At 68.8% G+C, this 23,663-nt stretch carries 19 protein-coding genes; 9 read left to right on the forward strand and 10 right to left on the reverse strand.

The annotated features are described in order from the left end of the window. Positions 1 to 4: 4 nt before the first annotated feature. From folK to folP, 3 genes are read right to left on the reverse strand one after another with little or no spacing between them, the layout of a single operon-like run. Positions 5 to 502, reverse strand: coding sequence for a 2-amino-4-hydroxy-6-hydroxymethyldihydropteridine diphosphokinase (gene folK / locus N177_RS12740; RefSeq protein WP_023432763.1), 498 nt, complete (start codon positions 500 to 502; stop codon positions 5 to 7). Then, on the reverse strand, positions 499 to 885 hold the full coding sequence (folB, locus tag N177_RS12745; RefSeq protein ID WP_023432764.1) for a dihydroneopterin aldolase: 387 nt from the start codon (positions 883 to 885) through the stop codon (positions 499 to 501). Before folB ends, folK begins: the two co-directional genes overlap by 4 nt. Beyond that, entirely contained in the window at positions 878 to 1,687 is an 810-nt protein-coding gene (folP, locus tag N177_RS12750; protein ID WP_023432765.1) for a dihydropteroate synthase, read from the reverse strand. The genes folB and folP overlap by 8 nt, the downstream gene beginning before the upstream one ends. A gap of 141 nt (positions 1,688 to 1,828) precedes the next feature. On the opposite strand from folP, the gene ilvC reads away from it, so the two are divergent. The 7 genes from ilvC to N177_RS12785 all read left to right on the forward strand — a co-directional run bounded on the left by ilvC (position 1,829) and on the right by N177_RS12785 (position 10,230). After that, on the forward strand, positions 1,829 to 2,848 hold the full coding sequence (gene ilvC / locus N177_RS12755) for a ketol-acid reductoisomerase (RefSeq protein WP_023432766.1): 1,020 nt from the start codon (positions 1,829 to 1,831) through the stop codon (positions 2,846 to 2,848). 196 nt (positions 2,849 to 3,044) lie between these two features. Next, complete coding sequence (locus N177_RS12760; protein ID WP_051402365.1) at positions 3,045 to 3,560, forward strand: GNAT family N-acetyltransferase; 516 nt, start codon at positions 3,045 to 3,047, stop codon at positions 3,558 to 3,560. A gap of 111 nt (positions 3,561 to 3,671) precedes the next feature. Continuing rightward, a complete protein-coding gene (locus tag N177_RS12765) occupies positions 3,672 to 4,697 on the forward strand; it encodes a Tim44 domain-containing protein (RefSeq protein ID WP_023432769.1) in 1,026 nt (341 codons plus the stop codon). 143 nt (positions 4,698 to 4,840) lie between these two features. Next, on the forward strand, positions 4,841 to 6,949 hold the full coding sequence (locus N177_RS12770; protein ID WP_051402366.1) for a TonB-dependent siderophore receptor: 2,109 nt from the start codon (positions 4,841 to 4,843) through the stop codon (positions 6,947 to 6,949). Further along, the gene (locus N177_RS12775) at positions 6,949 to 8,208 is read left to right on the forward strand and encodes an MFS transporter (protein WP_023432771.1); all 1,260 of its coding nucleotides are present in this window, start codon (positions 6,949 to 6,951) and stop codon (positions 8,206 to 8,208) included. The genes N177_RS12770 and N177_RS12775 overlap by 1 nt, the downstream gene beginning before the upstream one ends. A 153-nt stretch (positions 8,209 to 8,361) precedes the next feature. Beyond that, positions 8,362 to 9,165: a 3-deoxy-manno-octulosonate cytidylyltransferase gene (locus N177_RS12780; protein WP_023432772.1), complete on the forward strand. Its 804-nt coding sequence runs from the start codon at positions 8,362 to 8,364 to the stop codon at positions 9,163 to 9,165. A gap of 171 nt (positions 9,166 to 9,336) precedes the next feature. Further along, a complete protein-coding gene (locus N177_RS12785; RefSeq protein ID WP_023432773.1) occupies positions 9,337 to 10,230 on the forward strand; it encodes a PhzF family phenazine biosynthesis protein in 894 nt (297 codons plus the stop codon). 9 nt (positions 10,231 to 10,239) lie between these two features. Here the strand turns inward: N177_RS12785 and N177_RS12790 are convergent, their stop codons facing one another. Both N177_RS12790 and N177_RS20655 read right to left on the reverse strand, forming a co-directional pair. Continuing rightward, positions 10,240 to 11,346, reverse strand: coding sequence for a diguanylate cyclase (locus tag N177_RS12790; RefSeq protein ID WP_023432774.1), 1,107 nt, complete (start codon positions 11,344 to 11,346; stop codon positions 10,240 to 10,242). Between the two features lie 160 nt (positions 11,347 to 11,506). Then, on the reverse strand, positions 11,507 to 13,231 hold the full coding sequence (locus N177_RS20655) for an ABC transporter substrate-binding protein (protein ID WP_023432775.1): 1,725 nt from the start codon (positions 13,229 to 13,231) through the stop codon (positions 11,507 to 11,509). A 415-nt stretch (positions 13,232 to 13,646) separates the two neighbouring features. On the opposite strand from N177_RS20655, the gene N177_RS12800 reads away from it, so the two are divergent. Both N177_RS12800 and N177_RS12805 read left to right on the forward strand, forming a co-directional pair. Continuing rightward, positions 13,647 to 15,218 (forward strand): 2-isopropylmalate synthase, encoded by a 1,572-nt coding sequence (locus N177_RS12800; protein WP_023432777.1) that lies wholly within the window; start codon positions 13,647 to 13,649, stop codon positions 15,216 to 15,218. Between the two features lie 97 nt (positions 15,219 to 15,315). After that, complete coding sequence (locus tag N177_RS12805) at positions 15,316 to 16,062, forward strand: sulfite exporter TauE/SafE family protein (RefSeq protein WP_023432778.1); 747 nt, start codon at positions 15,316 to 15,318, stop codon at positions 16,060 to 16,062. Positions 16,063 to 16,197: 135 nt separating this feature from the next. Here the strand turns inward: N177_RS12805 and N177_RS12810 are convergent, their stop codons facing one another. The 5 genes from N177_RS12810 to betB form a co-directional block, all read right to left on the reverse strand. Then, positions 16,198 to 18,474, reverse strand: a complete 2,277-nt coding sequence (locus N177_RS12810; RefSeq protein WP_244444279.1) for a TRAP transporter permease — start codon at positions 18,472 to 18,474, stop codon at positions 16,198 to 16,200. Between the two features lie 141 nt (positions 18,475 to 18,615). Beyond that, entirely contained in the window at positions 18,616 to 19,608 is a 993-nt protein-coding gene (locus N177_RS12815; RefSeq protein ID WP_023432780.1) for a TAXI family TRAP transporter solute-binding subunit, read from the reverse strand. 139 nt (positions 19,609 to 19,747) lie between these two features. Further along, positions 19,748 to 20,971, reverse strand: coding sequence for a glycosyltransferase (locus tag N177_RS12820; RefSeq protein ID WP_023432782.1), 1,224 nt, complete (start codon positions 20,969 to 20,971; stop codon positions 19,748 to 19,750). Between the two features lie 23 nt (positions 20,972 to 20,994). Continuing rightward, complete coding sequence (locus N177_RS12825; protein WP_051402367.1) at positions 20,995 to 21,969, reverse strand: KpsF/GutQ family sugar-phosphate isomerase; 975 nt, start codon at positions 21,967 to 21,969, stop codon at positions 20,995 to 20,997. 119 nt (positions 21,970 to 22,088) lie between these two features. Next, on the reverse strand, positions 22,089 to 23,555 hold the full coding sequence (gene betB / locus N177_RS12830; protein WP_023432784.1) for a betaine-aldehyde dehydrogenase: 1,467 nt from the start codon (positions 23,553 to 23,555) through the stop codon (positions 22,089 to 22,091). Positions 23,556 to 23,663 lie beyond the last annotated feature (108 nt).

Below are 23,663 nucleotides of genomic sequence, written 5' to 3' on the forward strand. Positions count from 1 at the left end.
CCGCTCAGCCCGCGGCCGGCCGCCATGGCGGCGCGACGATCTCGAGGGCTTCGTCCTTCCGGTCGGCCTCCGCCGCCACGGACCGGCCCGACAGCACGAGCTCCGGCCTGATCTCGGCGAGCGGCTTCAGCACGAAGGCGCGGTTGAAGAGCTCGCGGTGCGGGATCGCGAGCTCGGGCTCCGCGACCTCCCGGTCGCCGTAATAGAGGATGTCGACGTCGATCAGCCGCGGGCCCCAGCGGAAGGTTTTCTCGCGGCCCAGAGCCTCCTCCACCTGCTTGGCGCGGGCGAGGAGGGCATCCGGGAGGAGCGCGGTCCTCCCCACGGCGCAGGCGTTCACGAACCAGTCCTGGTCCTCGTAGCCCCAGGGCGGGGTGCGGTAGAACGACGAGGCCGCGAGAAATCCGATGGCGCCCGCGCCGAAGAGCACGCCGAGCGCCCGGGAGATGTTGCCCTGCTTGTCGCCGACATTGCTGCCGAGCCCGAAGCCGACCTCGATCATGGGCCCGGCACGTCCCGGCGGTCGCGGCAGATGACGCAGCCCGCATGGCTCAGGACGCCGGGGATCGGCACCGAGGGCTTGCGGATCTCGACCCGGGCCGCCGTGACGCCCTCGAACCTGGCGAGCACGGCCCGGGCGATCTGGTCGCCGAGCGCCTCCATCAGCTTGAAGCGCCTGGCCGTCGCCGTCTCGACGACGGTCTCGTAGAGCGCGGCATAGTCGGCCGTGCCCGTCGGCTCGTCGGCGGTGGCGAAGGGCCTCGTGTCGAGCCGGGCTTCGAGGTCGATCTCGAAGCGCTGGCCGAGGCTCTCCTCCTCGCGATAGACGCCGTGGCGCGCGAAGACGACGATGCCGCGCAGGAGAAGTGTGTCTGTGTCACGCATTCCGGATGGCCTCCACGATCTTGACGGCGTCGACGTGCTCCTTGACGTCGTGGACGCGGATGATGTCCACGCCGTCGATCAATCCCCACACATTCATCGCGATCGTGCCGGCCAGCCGGTCGTCGACAGCCCGGCCCGTCACGTGGCCGATCGACGACTTGCGCGACACGCCGAGCAGGATCGGGAAGCCGAAGTCCCGCAGCGCGTCGAGGCGCTTCACGAGGAGGAGGCTCTGGGCCGGCGTCTTGCCGAAGCCGATGCCGGGGTCGAGCCAGATGCGGTCGTCCGCTATGCCGGCCTTCCGGGCAAGCCCCAGCGAGTGCTCGAAATAGCGCCGGAGGTCGTCGAGCACGTCGAGGGCCGGGTCGAAGCCGTCGCGGTTGTGCATCATGACGAGGTCGACCTCGTGATGCGCGACGACGGCCGCCATGTCGGGATCGTGGCGCAGCGCCCACACGTCGTTGACGATCCGCGCGCCGGCCTCGATCGCCATCTCCGCGACGCGTGCCTTCATCGTGTCGATCGAGACCGGCACGTCGAGCTGCGCGACGACCGCCTCGAGCACCGGCCTGACGCGGGCGATCTCGGTCTCCGCGTCCGTCTTCGGCGTGCCCGGGCGGGTCGATTCCCCGCCGATGTCGATGATGTCGGCGCCCTCCTCGACCATCTGCCGCGCCTGGGCGAGCGCCCGGTCGAAATCGTCGAAACGGCCGCCGTCGGAGAAGGAGTTCGGGGTCACGTTGAGGATGCCCATCACCCGCGCTGCGCCCCTGCCTGTCCGCGGGTGGTCTTCGTCGGTCATTTTCTTTCCCTCATTCCGGCCCGGACGCAACGTTGCGCCTTTTCAAGCCCGCCCGTTGAGCGGTAAACAGCCGCCCATCCCTTCGGCGCCGCCAGGCCCGTCGCATCCGTCAGCCATAACACCAAAAGGAGAGGCAAACCCATGCGCGTCTATTACGATCGCGACGCCGACCTCAATCTCATCAAGGGCAAGAAGGTGGCCGTGATCGGCTACGGCAGCCAGGGTCACGCCCATGCCCTCAACCTGCGCGATTCCGGCGTGACCGAGGTGGCGGTCGGCCTGCGGCCCGGCTCGTCCTCCGCGAAGAAGGCCGAGGACGCCGGCCTCAAGGTCATGGGCGTGGCGGAGGCTGCGGGCTGGGCCGACCTCATCATGATGTGCATCCCCGACGAGCTCCAGGCCGACACCTACAACGACCACATCGCGCCGAACATCCGCGACGGTGCGGCGATCGCCTTCGCGCACGGCCTCAACGTCCACTTCTCGCTGATCGAGCCGAAGTCGACGATCGACGTGATCATGATCGCGCCGAAGGGCCCTGGCCACACGGTGCGCGGCGAGTACCAGAAGGGCGGCGGCGTGCCCTGCCTCATGGCGATCCACCAGGACGCCTCCGGCAACGCGCACGATCTGTGCCTGTCCTACGCCTCCGCCGTCGGCGGCGGGCGCTCGGGCATCATCGAGACGACCTTCCAGGAAGAGTGCGAGACCGACCTCTTCGGCGAGCAGGTCGTGCTCTGCGGCGGCCTTGTCGAGCTGATCCGCGCCGGCTTCGAGACCCTGGTCGAGGCGGGCTACGCGCCCGAGATGGCCTATTTCGAGTGCCTGCACGAGGTGAAGCTGATCGTCGACCTCATCTACGAGGGCGGCATCGCGAACATGAACTACTCGATCTCGAACACCGCCGAATTCGGCGAGTACGTGACCGGCCCGCGCATCATCACCGAGGAGACGCGCGAAGAGATGCGCCGGGTGCTCTACGACATCCAGTCCGGCGCCTTCACGACGGAGTGGATGCGCGAGTGCCGCGCAGGTCAGGCAAAGTTCAAGGCCACGCGGCGCATGAACGACCAGCATCCGATCGAAGAGGTGGGCGAGCGCCTGCGCGGCATGATGCCTTGGATCAAGGCGAATGCCCTCGTCGACAAGGCGAAAAACTGAGCAAACATCTTCCAGTATCGGGCGCATGCCGTACAAAACCGTCGAGCATGCGTCCGATGGCCGGGAAACGGGGTTGATTTCAGGCCGGGAAGGGTGTTTTTCGAAGAGGTCTAGTGGGGGCTGGACGTGGCGGCCGCATCCGCAGTCGCTGATGACTTCGGGGAGGGCCGGCGACTGCTGCGGGGGCGGTATCATCATGATCGATCACTTGACGCCGCGGATCGAGGCCAGGGAGCGGGCAGCCCGCATCGGGCGGAGGGCCATCCGCCCGGCGGTGGCGGGCGAGGCCGGAAGCCTCTCCGACATCGCGCTGCGCTCCAAGGCGTTCTGGGGCTACGGCAGGGACTTCATGAGCGCCTGCCGGCCCGAGCTCCGGATCTCCGAGGACGACATCGCCCATGACGACGTCTGGGTGGTGCAGACGCCGGAGGGCGGGCTCGGCGGCTTCGCCCATTGTGTCTGCGCCGACGGCGTCTTCGAGGTGCTCGCGCTGTTCATCGCCCCGGAGCATATCGGCAAGGGGTACGGCACCGATCTCTGGCAGATCGTCGAAAGACGGGCCCGCGCGCTCGGCTGTGCCGGGATCGGCCTCGATTCCGACCCATACGCCGTCGGCTTCTATCGCCGGATGGGCATGGTGGAGCACGGCGAGGCGCCTTCGGGCTCCGTCCCGGGCCGGTGGCTGCCGCGGATGGTGAAGCGGCTGAGCTGAATCCCGCTGCCCTCGACGATCCGCCGGCTTCAGCCGTTGGACCCGGAAAAAGCCGCACCATATCAAGGGGGCGGCGCGCGGGTTGCGCCGATCGAGGTTGAAGGACGCCACATGAATTTCGCCAAGCGCTCGCGCGCGCTCATCGCCCTCCTGTCTCTCACTGCGGCCTTCGCCATGGTGACGATCGATTTCGCGGACGCCAGGCGCGGCGGAAGCTTCGGCAGCCGCGGCTTCCGGACGTTTCAGCCGCCGGCGGCGACGCGGACGGCGCCGCGCGAAACCGCACCCGTCGAGCGCTCGATGACGCCGCGCACCGAGACCGGCCAGCCCGGGGCGGCGCAGCGCCAGCCTGGCACGACGGCGCAGGCGCAGCGGCAGGGCATGTTCCGCAACGGCTTCGGCGGCATGTTCGGCGGGCTGCTCGGCGGTCTGATGCTCGGCGGCCTCATCGGCATGCTGATGGGCAACGGCCTCGGCGGGCTCGCCGGGTTCTTCGGCCTCATCCTGCAACTCGGCCTCCTCGCGCTCGGCGTGATGCTGGTCATGCGCCTGTTCCGGCGCCAGCGCTCCTACGAGCCCCAGCCGCTCGGCGCGAGCGCGTCGGCCTACAGCGCCGGCGGTGGCCGCGGTCAGGATGCCCCGCCTCGGGGCGTGGCGGGCGGCATGTTCGGTGGCGGCGGCACGGCCCAGGCGGCGCCGGCCCCCGCCGAAACTCCCGGCAGCGGCATCGACGAGATCGGCATCGGCCAGCAGGATCTCGACGCGTTCGAGCGCCTGCTCGGCGAGATCCAGGACGCCTTCGCGCGCGAGGACTACGCAGCCCTCCGCACGCGCTGCACGCCCGAAATCGTCTCCTATCTCTCCGAGGAACTGAGCCAGAACGCCGTGAACGGCCTCCGGAACGACGTGTCCGACGTGAAGCTCCTCCAGGGCGACCTCGCCGAATCCTGGCGCGAGGGCAACGAGGAGTACGCGACGGTCGCCCTCCACTACGAGAGCCGCGACGTCATGCGCGAGCGCGAGAGCGGCAGGATCGTCTCCGGCGACGCGGAGGCGCCGACCGCCACGACGGAGATCTGGACCTTCGTCCGGCCCGCCGGCGGCGCATGGAAGCTTTCGGCCATCCAGGATGCGTGAGACCGGCGCGTCGGAGCCTCCTTCCGGGGGCGCCGGCGCGTGCGGGTCGGTGAGTGCCCAGCAACCGGCCTGCACTCTAAGTTGACTCTGGGTGTCAACTTTGCGAACTGAAACCCCGATCGGATCTGCAATCGGGGGCTCGAATGGGACTGAAGCTGGGATGTCGGCGCGCCGGAACCGTGGCGCTGGGGGGATTTCTCGCGCTTGGCGCGCCGGCGGGCGCGATTGCGCAGGAAGACGGCGACACGATCGTTCTGGATGCGATTCTCGTCGAGGCCGAAAGCAACGACATCCTGAAGCAGGACGGCTACGTCGCCCAGCAGGACCGCATGGGCACGAAGGTCGACACGTCGATCACAGAGATCCCGCAGGCGATCACCGTCGTCACCCAGAGCCAGATCGAGGACCAGGAGCCGCGCACCCTCAACGAGGCGCTGACCTACACGGCCTCTGCGAACCCGAACAATTTCGGTTACGACTCGCGCTTCGACGCGTTCACGCTGCGCGGCTTCAACGTCTATTACAACGGCATATTCCGGGACGGGCTGCGCCAGTACAACTCGCCGACGGCGCTCTTCAAGACCGAGCCCTACGGGCTCGAGGGCATCACGATCCTCAAAGGGCCGGCATCCTCGCTCTACGGCGTCAGCGGCCCCGGCGGCATCGTCAATCTCGTCACCAAGCGTCCGAAGGACGTTCCCTTCCGCGAGATCGAGGTGGTCGGCGGCTCGCATGACCGCTACCAGGTCGGCTTCGACCTCTCCGGGCCAGCGAACGACAGCGGCACGGTGCTCTACCGCCTGACCGGCATCGGCCGCGACGCCGAGACCGAGCTGCCGGGCTTTTCCGACGACAAATACTACCTCGCTCCGGCCCTGACCTTGCAGCCGACCGCCGACACGAGACTGACGCTGCTCGGCGAGATCTCGCGCTCGCTGACGGGCGGCACGGCGGCGTTCTACAACCCTGCCTATGGCGTCGTGTCCGATCTCTACGAGGGCGACCCGCAGTACAACGACTTCAGGCAGGACCAGGGGCGCATCGGCTACGAATTCGAGCACCGCTTCAGCGAGCTTCTGACGGTGCGGCAGAACCTGCGCTACTCGAAGGTCGACGCCGACCTCGAATATAGCGGCCACTATCCGGTCGGCGGCGACCTCGCCCGCTACTGGGGCCACTACCAGGAAGACGCCGAGACCCTCGTCGTCGACAACATGGCGCAGTTCACCTTCGACACGGGCGCGGTGGCGCACACGGCGCTCCTCGGCGTCGATTACACGTGGGCGAGGTACGATGCGGCAAGCGCCCTGGGCTACACCTCCGTGGCCGACATCCGCAACGCGCCGCTTGCCTATGACGGGGGGCAGGAGACCGATCAGCTCGGCGTCTACGCGCACGACCAGCTGGAGTGGAACGGCCTCTCGCTGTTTCTGAGCGGTCGCTACGACTGGGTGGACACCACCTCGATCGCCACGGATTTCAGCGAAACCGAGCAGAAGGACGAGGAGTTCTCCGGGCGGGTCGGGCTCTCCTACCGCACCCCGTGGGGCCTCATCCCCTATGCGAACTACTCGACCTCCTTCGCTCCGAATATCGGCCTCGTCTACGACGACGTGACGAGCGGTGTCGGCCGAGCCGCCCGCCCGACCGTCGCCGAACAGGTCGAGATCGGGGTCAAGTACGAGATCCCCGACACGAACGCGCTCCTCACGGCGTCCTATTTCAAGATCGAGCAGACCGACGGCGTGGTGTTCGACACCTCCACCGGCGTGAACCGGCAGCGGCAGCTCGACCTGACCTCGGAGGGCATCGAGCTCGAGGCGCAGGCCTCCTTCGACAATGGCTGGAGCATGATCGCCTCCTACACCCATCTGACGATGACGATCGACAAGGGCGCCACCGGGACGGAGGGCAACGAGCTTTCGGGCGTCCCCAACGACATCCTCTCGGTCTGGGGACACTACGAGTTCCAGGAGAACACGGCCCTCGCCGGTCTGGGCGTCGGAGCCGGGGTCCGCTATGTCGGCGAAAGCTACGGCGACGACATCAACTCGATCGAGAACGAGGATCGCATCTTCGTCGATGCCGCCCTGTCCTACGATTTCGGCGCGCGCTCGCCCGAATTCGCCGGCCTGAAGCTGCAGGTCAACGCCAAGAACCTGTTCGACGAGGAGAAGCCCGTCTGCACCTCCGGCTATTGCTACAAGGACGAGGGCCGCTCCGTCCTGGCCAGCCTGCGCTACCGGTTCTGATGGCCGCGGGCGCCAAAACCGCACGGCCGAGCTGGCATCGTTCGTCGATCGGCACCGTCGGTGCCATCGGCGGGCTCTATGTCGCGCAGAGCGTTCTGGGCGGGCTGACATGGGTGGGGCTGCCCGCGGTTCTGCGCGAGCAGGGCACCGATCTGAGTACGATCGGCCTCGTCTCCCTCATCGCCCTGCCATGGGCCCTGAAATTCCTGTGGGCGCCGGCCGTCGAACGCTACCGGCTACCGCATCACGGGGGCGACCGGTCCGCCCTCGTGGTCCTCGCGGGGATCGCCGTCGTCGTCGTCTCGCTGGGGATCCTGGGCGCGCTGCCGGCGGCCGGCCTGCCGTGGATCTTCGCCCTCCTGAGCATCGCCGCACTGGCGACCGCGACCGTCGACATCGCCTGCGACGGCTATGCGGTCCAGAACCTGTCGAAGGCGTCGCAGGGCTGGGGCAACACGGCGCAGGTGGGCGGCGCCTATCTCGGCTCCGCGATCGGCGCTGGCCTGTTCCTGGTCCTGGTCGACCGCGGAGGGTGGGCTCTCGGCACCTGGACGGTCGCCGCATTGGTCGCACTGCTCTCGCTGCCCTTTCTGCTGCACGCCCGAACGGCACGCTTCACGGGGGAACGGACGCACCTGCCGTCGCTCAAGGCGGCGCTGAAAAGGCCCGAGATCCGTCGCGGCCTGCTGGTCGCCGGCGTCTATATCCTGGCGCAGAAGACGTCCTTCAACATGGTCGCGCCGTATCTGATTGATCGCGGCGTGTCGCTCGCCACCGTCGGTCTCCTCAGCGGCACCGCGTCGATCGTCCTCGGCATCGCGGGCTCCTTCGCCGGCGGCTGGTGCGTGCGCCGCTTCGGTGTCCGGCCGGTCCTGGCGCTGGCCCTGCTGCCGCAAGCCCTGGCGCTCGGCTTCCTCTCGCTGTCGGCCTTCACCGAGGCGATACCTGTCTGGATGATCGCGGGCACGGCGCTGATGGCCACGTCCGGCGTGATGGCGTTCGGCTTCGTCGCTCTCTACACGCAGTTCATGCGCTGGTCGGACCCGCGTCAGGCGGGGGTCGACTTCACGCTGTTCCAGTGCATGGACGGCCTCGTGTCGCTCGGCGGCGGCGCGGCGGCCGGGTTTCTTGCCCAGCACCTCGGCTACGACAACTTCTTCGCGGCAGCCGCCATGCTCGCCTTGCTGGCCGTGCCGGCAGTCGCGGTTGCCACGCAAGGCGGAACGGGAGCCGCTCCGGGCGCGCCGCGGCCGGCTTAGCTCCTTCAAAAAAATCGCGATGCCAAGCGACGTCTCCGCGCCCAGATTATCGAATGCGGAGCCGTCGTCTCCTCGAACCGGTGTTTCCACCCGCTCGGAAATGGCTCTAGGGTGCCACCGATCTCGTCCACCCGATTCCCCGAGGCCCCTCTCATGGCGAAAGCCGCGATCGTTCTCCCGTTCCGTCAGGGTTCGACACGTTATCCCGGAAAGCCGCTGGCGCTGCTGCGGGGCGCCACCGGGGAAGCGAAGACCCTCGTCGCGCGCACCGTCGAGGCGGCGCGCAATGTGGAGATCGCGGCCGACATCTTCGTCACCTGCGACAGCGAAGAGATCGCCGCCGCCGGCCGGGCGGTCGGCGCCGAGGTGATCCTGACGGATCCCGAATGCCGGAACGGCACCGAGCGCGTGGCGCAGGCCGTCGAGCGGGCGGGCATCGACGCCGACGTGATCGTGAACCTGCAGGGCGACGCGCCGCTGACGCCGCCCTGGTTCGTCTCCGCCCTCGTCGAGACGATGCGCGCCGAGCCGGAGGAGGTGGTGGCGACGCCGGTGCTGCGCTGCGACCTCGAGGCGCTGAGGAACTTCCTCAACGACCGCCGCAACGGCCGTGTCGGCGGGACGACAGTCGTCCGCGACCTGACGGGCCACGCGCTCTATTTCTCCAAGGAGGTCATCCCCTTCATCGGCCGGGAGCCGACGCAGGACGACCTGCCGGAGGTCTGGCACCATGTCGGCGTCTACGCCTACCGCCCCGACGCCCTGAAGGACTACGCGCGGATGGCGCCGTCGCCGCTCGAGGCGGTCGAGGGGCTCGAGCAATTGCGCTTCCTCGAGCACGGGCTGAAGGTGCGCGCCGTAGAGGTGGAGGCGCGCGGCCACTCGTTCTGGGAGCTCAATAACCCCGAGGACGTGCCGCTGATCGAGGGCTACCTGAAGCGCATGGGCATCGCCTGAGGCGCATGGGCGACAGCGGCTTGCTTCCCGGACCTGTGCGCCGCTCCCGCCCGCCTCGTCCCTTGCGAGCGACGAAGTAGACGTTCATCGGGTCCCGGCGGAGCCCCTGATGCCCCTCCGGCGCTTTCGTGATATGGAGCGCGCCAACGTGCCGCATCCGGGGAGAGGGCCTTGTCGCGCCGATACTACGTTCTCGACGTCTTCACCGACGAAGCCCTGAGCGGCAACCCGCTCGCCGTCGTCCTCGATGCCGAAGGTCTCGACACGGAGCGGATGCAGGCGATCGCGAAGGAGTTCAACCTCTCCGAGACGGTCTTCGTGCTCCCGGCCGAGGGGCCCGCGCACACCGCGAAGCTCAGGATCTTCACGCCGGGCAGGGAGATTCCCTTCGCCGGCCACCCGACAGTCGGCACCGGCATCCTCATGGCGCGGCAGAGCTGGGGCGAGAGCGGCGAGATCGAGGGCATCGTAACCCTCGAAGAGGAGATCGGGCTCATCCGCCTCGGCGTCGTGCTGCGCGACGGCCACGCCTTCGCAGAGTTCGATGTGCCCGCCAAGCCTGCGGCTCTCGAGCCGGCGCCGGACAGGGAGCTCGCCGCCGCCGCGCTCGGGCTCTTCCCCTCGGAGATCGGCTTCGAGAACCACAAGCCGTCGCGCTTCGAGGCCGGCAACGCCTTCGCCTTCGTGCCGGTGCGCAACTTCGAGGTGCTGCGGCGGATCAAGATCGAGCGGCGGACCTTCGACAAGGCGTTCCCCGACGGCGCCGCCTATGTCTACTGCCGGGAGACGATGTCGACCGGGAACGACTTCCACGCCCGCATGTTCGCCCCCGCGATGGGCGTCGCCGAGGACCCGGCGACGGGATCGGCCGCCGCCGCCTTCGCGGGGGTGATCATGAAGTTCGACCAGCCGACCGGCGGCCATCACCGCTACCGGATCGAGCAGGGGCACATCATGGGGCGGCCGAGCCTCGTCGAGCTCGAGATCGAGGTCGATGGCGGCCTCGACACCGTGAGGATCGGCGGCGCGGCGGTGATCGTGGCGGAGGGCTCGCTGCTCCTCTAGGCACGCCTGTCAGGCGGCCACGGGACCCGCGGCCACTACGACCCGGTCGCGACCGCCGTGCTTGGCCTCGTAGAGCGCCTCGTCCGCGGCCCGCAGCATGTCGTCGACCTCCGGCAGCGGCGTGGAGAAGCACGCCACGCCTCCGCTGGCGGTCATCGAGAACGCCGCGCTGCCATATTCGACCCGGGCGCCGCGCAGCGCCTCCATCACCCCGTCGGCGAGACGGCAGGCCTCGGGCAGGTCGTGGTCCGGCAGCAGGATCGCGAACTCCTCGCCGCCGATCCGGGCGACCGTCTGCCGCTCTGCCGCGTGGCGCCCGAGAATGCCCCCGAAGACACGCAGCGCCTCGTCGCCTGCGGCATGGCCGTAGCGGTCGTTGATCTTCTTGAAGTCGTCGAGGTCGAGGAAGATCATCGCGACCGACCGCTCCGCGCCCCCCGGCCCCGAGCGGGCCCGGATCAGCTCCTGCTCGAAGTCCCGCCGGTTCGATAGGCCGGTCAGCGAATCCCGCAGCGCCGCCTGCTCGAGCCGGCGCTCCGCGTCGATCAGGCGGCGCTCGCGCTCGACGAGCGTGCCGAGGACGACGGCGCCCGCGACGGAGACGAGGAGGAGCAGCGGGTAGACCGTGGCGATCATCTGCGCGGCCACGTGCGGCCCGATGATCCAGGCGACGAGGAACTGCTGCGAGATCACGAACCCGCCGATCGCCATCTGGTGGAAGCGCGGCCGGCCGGCGGCAACGCTGAACCGCATCCAGGCCCAGCCGAGCAGGGCCGCGAGGAAGATCCCGATCGTGCCGGGAAATGCGCCGGGGCCGCCGATCTGGAAGTAGCGGAACAGGGCGGCGACCACGGCGGCGACGAGCCCGGCGAGCGGCCCGCCATAGGCCGCCCCGAGGCCGACGATGACGGAGCGGCCGTCGATGACCACCTGATCCATCACGATGACCGGGGTCAACATCGCGACGACGGCGACGAAGCCGAACATGAGGCCGGCGGCGAGGGAGCGGCTCCAGCCGGGCAGCCGCGAGCGCTCGAGCGTCCCGAATGTCAGCGCGAGCAGGGCCATCAGCCCGGCCGAGCCGGCCAGCGAGGCCAGGATCTGGAGCGGGCTCATGTCCCCCTCCCCGACGACGTCGTCTGCATTGCCCCCACCCGAGCTGACCCTAGCGTCAGTCATGCGCCAGGATGCCTTTGGATGGGGTTAATCCGATCGCACACGAATGGTTGCCGGGTTGGCCGAACGGCGTAGCGAGCCCGCCCCCGCGTCCGCTTCTTCAGGCCTCCACCGCCCTCCGCTGGCCGAAGCGGTGCGAGCGCAGGCCCAGCACGATCACCGCGCCGCGAGCGCAGAACACGAGGACGAGCGTCGTCACGACCGCGGCGGTCGCTATTCCCGGCTGCTGCTCGAAGGCGTCGGCGACCTGCAGGGCGAGGAGCAGGAAGATCCCGCCCATGATCGCGACCTCCTCGTAGGGCTCGCCCTGGAAGGTGCGCGGCTCCCGGCCCATGATGACGTCTGACAGCATGCCGCCGCCCGCGCAGGTCAGCGCGCAGCAGATCGGGATCCAGATCCACGTGAGCCCCGCCATCAGCGCGACCTTCGCGCCGACGATGCAGAAGGCGGCGAAGCCCAGCGTGTCGAGGAACTTCATCGTCCGGTCGAACCGGCGTGTCGAGATCATCCGCTCCGGGATGACCGCCGCTGAGGCGACGCCCGCGAGGAAGGTCGCGAGCACGATGTACATGTGGACGGGGTCCTGGATGATGAAGGGCGGGTAGCGATCGCCGCCGACGAGAAGGTCGCGGATGGTGCCGCCGCCGCCGGCTGGCAGGAGAGTGAGGACGAAGGCGCCCCACAGGTCGTAGTTGCGCTGCTGCGCCCGCATGAAGCCCGCGAAGCCGAACACGACGGCTCCGATGACGGTGAGGGCGTAGAACCAGCCGGAGTTCAGCGTCTCGGCGAGGTAGTGGCGGGTCGCCCGCGACAGCGTCAGGAGGCTCTCGCCCTCGAGCCCCGATTCGTAGCGCAGCCGGTGTGTCCACGCGTTCACCGCCGCCTGGCGCACGACGAAGGCCTCGTCCGGCCTGCCGGCGATGATGTCGACCGAGGTCTCGAAGTCGCCGATATCCATGAGAGCGGTCTCGCCGGGCCCGCCGATCATCCTGAGGATGGTCTCGAGCATCCGCCGCTGGTGGACGGGATCGAGGCCCGGCGCCTCGGCCATGGTGATGAACATCGCCTCGTCGACGTTCCGGCCGGCGTAGGCCCAGCCCTCGGCGGTCGCCTTCAGGAAGCGGGCGAGCCTGTCGCGCCGCTCGGGGTCGGCGAGGGCCTCCTCGAGGACGTAGAGCCCGTCTTCGAGGATGCCGAGGCCGTGATCGGCGAGGCGCACGACCATGAGCTCGCTCGGCGACAGGCCGGCGGCGAGGATCGACCAGTATTCGTTGTAGGCCATCGCGGTGACGCAGTCGGCCTCGCCGGAGACGAGGTCGGCACCGTTCTCGCTCTGGACGCCGATCGAGACGTCGCCCATCGACAGGCCGAGGCTCTCGAGCCACGCCTGCACGCTCAGCTCGTCGCCGATATACCAGACGCCGAGGCGCTTTCCGGCCACGTCGCGCGGCTCGGCGATACCGGCGTCGCGGCGGCAGACGATGGAGGTGCCTCCCGTCCTGAGGATCTGTCCGATATTGACGACGTTCCAGCCGCGCCGCCGCGCGTCTATGGCAGCCGGCAGCCAGGACAGCGCCACGTCCGCCCGTCCGCTGGCCACGGATTGCAGCGCGTTGAAGCCGAGCATCCCCTCGATCGTCTCGACGTCGAGGCCTTCACGCTCGTAGAAGCCCTTCGCCTGGGCGACGTAGATGCCCGCGAACTGCGCCTGGTGGTGCCAGAGGAGCTGCACGCGCACCGTCTCCGCGTGTCCGGGCGCCAGCCCGAAGAAGACGAGGAGCCCGAGCGCCAGGCCGAGAAGCTTCAGGGCATATCGGTGCGGCATCGGGCGGTTCCGTCGGGCTGCTCCATCGGGACGGACCCGCCGGACGCAGGCCCAGGATCGGGCCTCCCGATCGTTCGGCTTGCGCGGAGGGCGTCGTTTCGCTAGAAAAACTCGACTGGAAAGGCTTAATCTTCCCTCAATGGTTGCGGCGGCAATGATCGGCTGCACGAGGGGATGGGGGATCGGATACCCATGCGGGCCGGAAGCATCGAGCAGGAACACGCAGCCGCCCCGGCGGCCGTTTCCGCTTGCCCGGCCTTCGTCCTTCTACTCGACGGCATCCTCCTCCTTACCGGCCCCTGAGCGCCGGCTGCCCGTGTTCGCCGGGCGGGCTCTCAGGGGGTGATCGCTTCGACAGCTGAAACGATGACGGCCGGGCGGGGATGGGCCCGAGCCCCGACAAGGAAGAGATCCGATGACTGAACACGCAAGCACGGCCGGCGGCGACCGCGTCGTGATCTTCGACACCACGCTGCGCGACGGCGAGCAGTGTCCCGGCGCCTCCATGACCTTCGACGAGAAGCTGCAGGTCGCCGAGCTGCTCGACGACATGGGCGTCGACATCATCGAGGCGGGTTTCCCGATCGCGAGCCAGGGCGACTTCGAGAGCGTCCAGGAGATCGCCCGGCGCGCGAAGAACGCGACGATCGCCGGCCTCTCCCGCGCGAGCTTCAAGGACATCGACCGCTGCGGCGAGGCCGTGAAGGTAGCGGGCAAGCCCCGCATCCACACCTTCATCTCGACCTCGCCCATCCACATGAAGCACAAGCTGCAGATGGAGCCGGAGACGGTGCTGCAGCACGTGATCGACTCGGTCGGCCGCGCGCGCAACTGGGTCGATGACGTCGAGTGGAGCGCCGAGGACGGCACGCGCACCGACCTCGATTTCCTGTGCCGCTGCGTCGAGGCCGCCATCAAGGCCGGCGCGACGACGATCAACATCCCCGACACCGTCGGCTACACGACGCCGGCCGAGTACCGCGAGCTCTTCCGGCAGGTTCGCGAGCGCGTGCCGAACGCCGACAAGGCGGTGTTCTCCGTCCACTGCCACAACGATCTCGGCATGGCGGTCGCGAACTCGCTGGCCGGTGTCGAGGGCGGCGCGCGGCAGATCGAGTGCACGATCAACGGCATCGGCGAGCGCGCGGGCAACGCGGCGCTCGAAGAGATCGTGATGGCGATCAAGACGCGCGGCGACGTCCTGCCCTACGAGGTGGGCGTGGAAACGACCATGCTGATGCGGGCCTCGAAGATCGTCTCGGCCGTCACGTCCTTCCCCGTCCAGTACAACAAGGCGATCGTCGGCCGGAACGCCTTCGCCCACGAGTCCGGCATCCACCAGGACGGGATGCTGAAGAACAACCAGACCTACGAGATCATGACGCCCGAGTCGGTGGGCGTGAAGTCGACCTCGCTCGTCATGGGCAAGCACTCCGGGCGTCACGCCTTCAAGGAGAAGCTGAAGGAGCTGGGTTACAGCCTCGGCGACAACGCGCTGCAGGACGCCTTCCGCCGCTTCAAGGACCTCGCCGACCGCAAGAAGATCGTCTACGACGAGGACATCGAGGCGCTGATCGACGACGAGATCCTGGCGGCCCACGACCGCATCAAGGTCGTGGCGCTGACGGTGATCGCGGGGACCGGCGGGCCGCAGAAGGCGACGATGACGCTCGACATCGACGGCCAGAGGCACACGCGGGAGGCGACCGGCAACGGCCCGGTCGACGCGACCTTCAACGCGATCAAGGAGCTGGTGCCGCACGAGGCGAAGCTCGAGCTCTACCAGGTCCATGCCGTGACGCAGGGCACGGATGCGCAGGCCGAGGTGTCGGTCCGGCTCGGAGGCGGTGGGCGCAGCTTCACAGGGCGCGGCGCCGATCCCGACACGCTCGTCTCGTCCGCCCGCGCCTATGTCCACGCCCTCAACAAGCTGATGTCGATGCAGGATCGCCTGCACTCGCAGCATTCGAAGGCGGAAACGGCCTGAGCCCGGCGGCCACATCGGGGGGAGGGCGGTCCTCGCCCTCCCTTCGCATCCTGCGGCGGCTGGTCGTCGGGCCGGCCGCGCGGCGAGAGACTGCGCGGTGAGCGATCCCCTCGTGCTGCTGGCGATCGCGGGCACCTGCCTCCTCGCCGGCCTCGTGAAGGGCGTCATCGGCCTCGGCATGCCGACCGTCATCCTGGCGCTTCTGACGACGACGCTCGGCCTCACCCAGGCGATGGCGCTCATGCTCCTGCCGACCGCCATCACGAACCTGTGGCAGGCGATGTCGGGCGGGCACGGGCTCGCCATCCTCCGCCGCATCTGGCCGTTCCTGCTCCTGGCGATGGGGACGGTGTGGATCGGCGCGCTCGCGCTGACGCGCCTCGATCTCGACCTCCTCTCCGGCCTTCTGGGCGTCCTGATCGCCGTCTACTCCGTCGTGAACCTGTTCGGCGTGCGCTTCTCCGTGCCGCCGAGGCATGAGCGGTGGACGGGCCTCGTCTGCGGGGCCGCCAACGGCGTGCTCACCGGGATGACCGGCGCCTATGCCGTTCCGGGCGTGATGTACCTGCAGGCGATCGGCATGCCGCGCGACATGTTCGTGCAGGCGATGGGCATGCTGTTCGGCGGCTCGACCCTGGCCCTCGCCGTCGCGCTCGGCGGCGGCGGCTTCCTCGACGCAGAGCTCGGCTGGCTCTCCCTCGTGGCGCTTCTCCCGGCGCTTCTCGGCATGGCCGTCGGCATGCGGGTCAGGTCGTATCTCTCGGAGGCCGTGTTCCGCCGGGTCTTCTTCGTCTCCCTGCTCCTGCTCGGCGCCTACATCGTGGCCACGGCCGCAAGCCGCTAGAAGGGCGGCGACGTTCGGGCATCCCGCCGCTTCCTCCGCGTCCCGGCGCGGCGCAGCGCGACCCCTCCGGCAGAGACGGCCGACGACAGGCCGACCTCGGCCATCCAGCCGGCGATCGTCTCGGTCCGGCCGCCCTCAATCCGCGCCCTTCACGGGCATCAGCGCGTCCGGCCGCGGGCGGAAGACGCGCTGGATGAAGTACATCGCCGCGGCGAGCAGGATGCCCGAGAGGTCGGTGGCGAGGCCGCCCTCGATCATCAGGAGCGCGGCCGCGAGCAGGCCGGCCCGGATGAACCAGGCCGCGGCGAGGCCGAGGAACCAGCCCTGCACCGCGCAGGAGAGCAGGAAGACCCCGACCACCGCCGTCAGCGTCGCGCGGATGATCGCGATCCACTCGGCGTCCATAAGGAGCGCGCCGTTGTAGAAGAACATGAACGGCACGATGAAGGCGGCGAGGCCCATCTTGAACGACGTGACGGAGGTCTCCATCGCCTTGGCGCCGGATATGCCGGCCGCCGCGTAGCTCGCCAGCGCCACGGGCGGCGTGATCGCCGAGACGACGGCGAAATAGAAGACGAAGAAATGCGCCGTCAGGACCGGCACGCCGAGATTGACGAGGCCCGGCGCCACCACGGCGGCGGCGACCGCGTAGGCGGCCGTCGTCGGCATGCCCATCCCGAGCAGGATCGAGATGCACATGGCGAAGAACATGGCGAGGAGCTGCGAGGCGGCGGCGATCCCGAGAAGGAGGTTCGAGAAGCGCGAGCCGACACCCGTCAGCGAGATCACGCCGACGATGATGCCAGCGCAGGCGCAGACCGCGATGATCTGGATCGACATGACGCCGGCGAGCTCGAACGCCTTGACGATGGCGCGCGGGCCCATCCGGAAGGGCGTGAGCCAGCTCACGACCGCCGCCGAGATCGTCGCCAGCGTGCCCGCGCGGATCACCGAATAGCCCATGAAGAGGGCCGCGATCAGGATGATGATCGGGATGAAGAGGTAGACTTGGCGGATGAGTCTCGAGAATTTCGGGATCTCGTCCTCGCGCATGCCGCGCATGCCGCGCTTGGCCGCCTCGAGGTCGACCATGAAGTAGACCGAGACGAAATAGAGGATCGCCGGGATGATCGCGGCGATCGCGATCTCCTGGTAGGGAATGCCCGTCACCTCGGCCATGATGAACGCGCCGGCGCCCATGATCGGCGGCATGATCTGGCCGCCCGTCGAGGCGGCCGCCTCGACCGCGCCGGCGCTCCTGGCGGGATAGCCGAGACGCTTCATCAGCGGGATGGTGAGAGACCCGGTCGCGACGACGTTGCCGGCCGAGGTGCCGTTGATCATGCCCATCAGGCCTGAGGCGAAGATCGCGACCTTGGCGGGCCCGCCGCGTGCGCGGCCGGCGGCGGCGAAGGCGAAGTTCACGAAATAGTCGCCCACCTTCGAGGCCTGCAGGAAGGCCGCGAAGATAATGAAGAGGATGATGTAGGTGGAAGAAACCGCAGTGGTCGGCCCCAGGATGCCGGCATCTGTGTAGATCTGGCTGAAGAACCGCGCCCAGTTGATCGGCGGCGAGTTCAGGAAGCCCGGCAGATACTGGCCGGTGAAGACGTAGATCAGGAACAAGGCCGCGATCACCACGAGAGCGAGCCCCGCGACGCGCCGCGTGAGCTCCATGATGAGCAGCGTGCCGGCGATCGCGGCGAGCGAGATGCCGATGGGCGCGAAGGGCGTGCCCGTCGAATTGCGCATCAGCGTGCCGTAGATGGTGATCAGGTAGGCCGCGACCGCGAAGCCGCAGACGGCGAGCACGAGGTCGGGAACGGAGAACCAGGTTCGCGGCCCGCGCTCCATCCAGCCGAGCACGATGCCGCCCACGGTGGCGGCGATCAGCGGCACGCCGTAGAGCCAGATCTCGTTGAAGCGGATCGCGGGGTCCATCCCGCTCCACATCGCGCCGCCCCGGATCTGCGATCCGAACCAGAGCGCCACGCCGAACGACCAGAGGGCGACGAGGAAGAGCGCCGCGCCCACGAGGTTGACCGGCTTCGTGGTGCGGCGTTCGTCGTCGTCGAACCGGCTGGCCGAGTAGAGGAGGAAGCCGAGAAGGAGGGCGCCGGCGATGTGGACGATGCGGAAGTTCCACGTCTCCATCGGCAGGCGCGGCAGGAACGGCAGGTTGATCGCGCCGCCGGTCATGTTGCGGATCGACAGGCCGTTCAGCGCCGCTATGTGGAAGAAGGCGTAGACGGCGGCGATGGCGGCGACCACGGCGAAGGCCCGGCCTTCGAACATTCGCCTGTTGGCTTCGACCGGCTCGTCATCGACCCCCTGGGCCACGACGACATCCACCTCGTCCTCGACGCGCGCGCCGGACGGCTTCTGCGGCTCCACCGCCATAGCTTTCCCCATGATCCCCATGCCGCCTTGTGGCGGTCAGCCGTTCGGCCTTGAGCCCCTCCGCTGCCGGATGGCCGCGGAGGGGCGGGTTCGCGCTGGCGGCTGGACCGCCGTCTTGTTGGGCGGCCGGGCCGCCGTCCTATCGCGGGAGGCTCAGCCGCCGTGGATCATGTCGTCGGGGATCGAGGCGCCGCCATTCTCGTTGAACCAGCGCGCCGCGCCCGGGTGCCACTTCAGGACGTTGTTCTTGTCCCAGTGCTCCGGCAGCGTCTCGACCGCCGAGCTGTGAATGTTCACCATGCGGGCATTGTCTTCCATGGCGATGCGCGTCGCCTCGTAGACGAAGCTCTCCGGCAGGTCGCAGTTGGCGATCGCGAAGTTCCACATCGCGACCGACGTCATGTCCTCCTGAAGCGTCCGGTAGGTGTCGGCCGAGACGGTGTACTCGGCGACGGGGAAGTTCTCGGTGACGGTGGCGAGCTCCTCGTCCGTGAAGCCGACGATCGAGATGTCGGTCTGCACCTCGAGCTGGCTCACGGTCGGGATCGGCACGCCGGCGGCGAAGCCGATCGCGTCGATCAGCCCGTCCTGCATCTGGCCGCCGAGATCGTCCCAGCCGCCGTTACGCCGCTCGAAGCTGACGCCGAGCTCCTCGAGCATGGCCGGGAAATAGGTGTCGGCGGAGGAGCCGGCCGGCCCGAAGCCGATGACCGTGCCGTCGGGGATCTCCGAGAGCGAGGTGATGCCCTCGGAGGCCAGAGCCGCGAGATGGAACGGCGTCTGGTACATCGGGAACATCGCGCAGACATTGTTCATCTCGAGCCCCGGCGCGATCGGGTTCGTCCCCTGGAGAGATTCCTGTGCCGGGCCGAGCGTCGTCAGCCCGAAGGCGAGATCGCCGGTGTGCACAAGCGCCATGTTCTGCATCGGCCCGCCCGTGACCTCGCCCGCGCCCGTGATGCCGAGCTCCTCGGCGACGAGGTTCGCCCAGCCCGAGCCGTAGACGAAGAAGGTGCCGCCCTGGCTCGCCGTGCCGACCGTGAAGCTCGACGGCCAGCCGGTGCGGTCGACCTCCTGGGCGGACAGCGCGCCCGCCGAAAGGGCCAGTGCCGCCGCGCCGGCGGTGGCGGTTACGAAAACTCGCATGCAGATCCTCCCATGTCGTTTGTCTTCCCGGCGAAAAGACCAGTGGCCTCCCCGGTTGTGGGGTCACTTTTGGTCATTTCGTCTGCTGGCGCAAGCCTTAAGCCCCGAAAGGCGAGATCGTTGGGGATGCCGCGTATGGTCAAACGAGCATCTCGTCGATCAGGGCGAGCCAGCGCGGCCGGCACAGCCTGTCGCGGTCGAACCGCTCCTCGACGGTGCGGCGCGCGGCCTGCCGCAGCGCGGCATAGCGGGCGGGCTCGCGGCAGGCGGAGATCAGCGTGTCGGCGAGCGCTTCGACGTCGAAGAAGTCGAGGAGCAGGCCGTTCTCGCCGTGCGCTATCGCCTCGCGGACCGGCCCCGTGTCCGAACCCACGATCAGGCACTCCGTCGCCATGGCCTCGAGCAGCGACCAGGACATGACGAAGGGGTAGGTGTAGTAGACGTGCGCCGCGGAGATCGACATCGCGGCGTGCAGGTCGGCGGGCGAGACGCGGCCCGTGAAATGCACCCGGCGCATGTCGAGGCGGCCCTCGACCTCGGGCAGCAGGGCCGACTTCCAGGTGTGGCCGTCGGGCGGCGGCTTGCCGTAGCCCCCGCGCTCGTCGGCGCCGATCATCAGGATCTCTGCCTCCGGCACCGTCTCGAGCAGGCGCGGCAGGGCGCGCAGCATGATGTGAAAGCCCCGGAGCGGCTCGAAGCGACGGTTGACGAAGGTGACGACCGGTGTCGTCGCGTCGAGCCGTCGCCCGTCCGGCAGCGGGAAGCTCGCCTTCTGGTCGCGCCGGACCGCGGCGAGGTCGACGCCTTCGTGGATGACCGTCGTCGACGGCCAGAGCGCGGGCGGCAGGGTGCTCTTCTGGAACTCCGTCGGGGCCACGATCCGGTCGGCGCCGAGATAGGCGAGGCCCAGCGTGGCGTTCTTCGCGTTGACGAGGACGGACTTGTCGAAGTCCATCTCGTCGAATTCGGCGTCGAAATTCACGTCGCCGCCCCGGCTCCGGTAGAAATACTCCGCGTAGAGCAGCACCTTCGCCTCGGGAAACACCTCCTTCAGGAAGAGCGTTTCGCCCCAGCCGGGATGGCCGACGACGAGCTTCGGCCGGAAGCCCTTGCCGGCCAGGACGCGGGCGCACTCGACGGCGGCGCGCCCCCGGATGATGTCGGCTTCGGCGCGGGTCGCGGCCGGAAAGATCCCCTGCGTCGTGCCGCGGCTGGACCGCCAGCGCAGGAGGCCGATCCCCGGCAGCTCGCGACCGGTCTGCGAAGCGATGGCGACGCAGCGGTGTCCCCGGTCTCGCATCGCCTGGGCGACGAAGCCGAACTGGCCGGGGAAGTTGTTGTGGACGAAGAGGATGTCGGCCATGGGCTCTCCGTCCTCCGCCGATCTCAGGCGATGCCGCCGCGGAGGAGGTCGAGGAAGCGCACGACGCCGATCGGCCTGCCGTTCTCGACGACGAAGATGACGGTGATCCTGTGGGTCTCGAGGAGCTGCAGCGCGCTCGAGGCGATGTCGTCCGGACGCGCGGTGATCGGGTTCCTCGTCATCACCTCCTCGACCTTCTGAGAGAGAAGGTGCGGGCTCATGTGGCGGCGCAGGTCGCCGTCGGTGATGATCCCCTTCAGCTCGCCCGTCTCCGGGTCGACGATGCCGAGTGTCCCGAAGCCGTGCTCGGTCATCTTGATCAGCGCGTCGGACATCGGCGTGCCGAGAGGCTGGAGCGGCAGCTCCGGGCCCGCATGCATGAACTGGTGGATGTAGCGCAGCCTCGCGCCGAGCTTGCCGCCCGGGTGGAAGATGCGGAAGTCGTCGGGGCGGAACCCCTTCTCCGCGAGCAGCGTCACCGCGAGCGCGTCACCCAAAGCGAGCTGCAGGACGGTCGACGTCGTCGGCGCCAGATTGTGCGGGCACGCCTCCCGGATCTGCGGCAGGACGAGGGCGACGCGCGCGGCGCGCGCCAGGGTCGAGTTCTCGCCCGCCGTGATCGCGACGAGCGGCACGCCGAACCGCTGCGTGTACTCGATCATGTTGGCGAATTCGCTGGTCTCGCCCGACCACGACAGGGCGAGCAGCGCGTCCTCCGCGCCGATCATGCCGAGGTCGCCGTGGCTCGCCTCCGTCGGGTGGACGAAGTGCGCCGGCGTGCCGGTCGACGAGAACGTGGCCGCGAGCTTGCGGCCGATATGGCCGCTCTTGCCGACGCCCGAGATGATCAGCCGGCCCTTGAGGTCCTGCAGCAGGCGGATCGCCCTCACGAAGGCCGCGGCCAGCGGGCCCTCGTGGAGCGATGTCTTCAGGGCGTCGATGCCCTCGATCGTGATGTCGAGGGCGGCGTGGGCGTTCTTCAGGATCGGTTCGGACATCGTCTCGTCGAGAGGTGCGGGGGAAGCCGCATCGGCCGTTCGTGCCGCAGGTGGCTCACGACCCACGGCACGGGCTGCCGCGCCTTCCGGCTCGAGCGGCCTGCTTCCTGTCACGGAGCTCAATAGGGTGACTCCACGCCGCCGAGATTCACGTAGACGCTCTTGCGCTCGGTGTAGAAGTCGAGCGCGGCGAGCCCGTTCTCGCGGCCGAGCCCGGACATCTTGGAGCCGCCGAAGGGCATCGGGATCGGCGTCAGGTTGTAGTGGTTGACCCAGACGACGCCCGCCTCGAGCTTCGCCGCCACCCGGTGGGCGCGCGAGATATCGCGTGTCATCACGCCGGCGGCGAGGCCGAAGGGCGTGTCGTTGGCCCGCCGCAGCGCCTCCTCCTCGCTCTCGAACGGCAAGACGCTCATCACCGGGCCGAAGATCTCCTGCATGCAGATCGTCATCTGATCGAGCACATCGGCGAAGATCGTCGGCTGCATGAAGTTGCCCTTCGCGAAGTCGCCGTCGGTGAGCCGCTTTCCCCCAGTGACGAGCCGGGCACCCTCGCGCACTCCGTTCTCGACGAACTTCATGACCTTGTCGAGGTGCTGCGCGTGGATCAGGGGCCCCATCTGGGTCTCCGGATCCAGGGGATCGCCGATCCGGATCGCCTCGGCACGAGCTTTCGCCTTCTCGAGGAAGGCTTCGCAGACCGGCCGCTCCACGAAGACGCGGGTGCCGTTCGTGCAGATCTCGCCCTGGGTGTAGAAGTTCGCGAGCATCGCGGCCGACACCGCGTCGTCGAGATCGGCATCCGCGAAGACGAGAAGCGCGGACTTGCCGCCGAGCTCCATCGTCACGTGCTTCAGGGTGCCGGCCGCGGAGGCCATGACGGCCTTGCCCGTGGGTACGGAGCCGGTCACGGAGATCTTCGCGATCGCCGGATGGGTCGACAGGATCTCGCCCGTCTCGCGGCCTCCCGGCAGAATGGACAGAAGGCCCGGAGGGGCGCCCGCCTCCTCGACGATGCGGCCGAGCTCGAGAGCCGTCAGCGGCGTCACCTCGGACGGCTTGAAGAGCATCGCGTTGCCGGCCGCGAGCGCGGGCGCGGTCTTCCAGCTCGCGATCTGGATCGGGTAGTTCCAGGCGCCGATGCCGGCGCAGATGCCGAGTGGCTCGCGCCTCGTATACGCGAAGCCGTCGTCGCCGAAGGGGATGTGCTCGCCCTGGACGATCTGGGTCAGGCCCGCGAAGAACTCGAAGCAATCCGCCGCCGAATCGATGTCCGCCGCCGGCGCCTCCTGGATCGGCTTGCCCGTGTCGAGCACCTCGAGCCGCGCGAGGTCGTCGCGCCGCTCCCGCAGGATCGCCGCGACCCGGGCGAGAACGCGCCCGCGCTCCGCGGCCGACATCGCCATCCAGCTTCGGCGTGCCTCCCGGGCGGCCTCGATCGCCTGCTCGATCTCGGGCATGGCGGCGGCGTTGCCGGTGGCGAGCGTCTCGCCGTTGGCGGGGTTGATGGAGGAGAGCGCATCGCCCGAGCCGGGGATGCGCCGGCCGGCGATATGGCAGCTGATCTCCAGGACGGTGCTCATCATCCGACGTCCCTTTCGTGTGTCGTCGCTTCGGCTTGGCACGCTCGCCCCGTCGAGGCAAGGGAGGCGCGCGATCGGCGCTCGCGAGCCCATCGCGCACCTGCTGGAAAA

Origin of the sequence: Lutibaculum baratangense AMV1 (assembly GCF_000496075.1) — a bacterium.
Taxonomy (GTDB): Bacteria; Pseudomonadota; Alphaproteobacteria; order Rhizobiales; family Tepidamorphaceae; genus Lutibaculum; species Lutibaculum baratangense.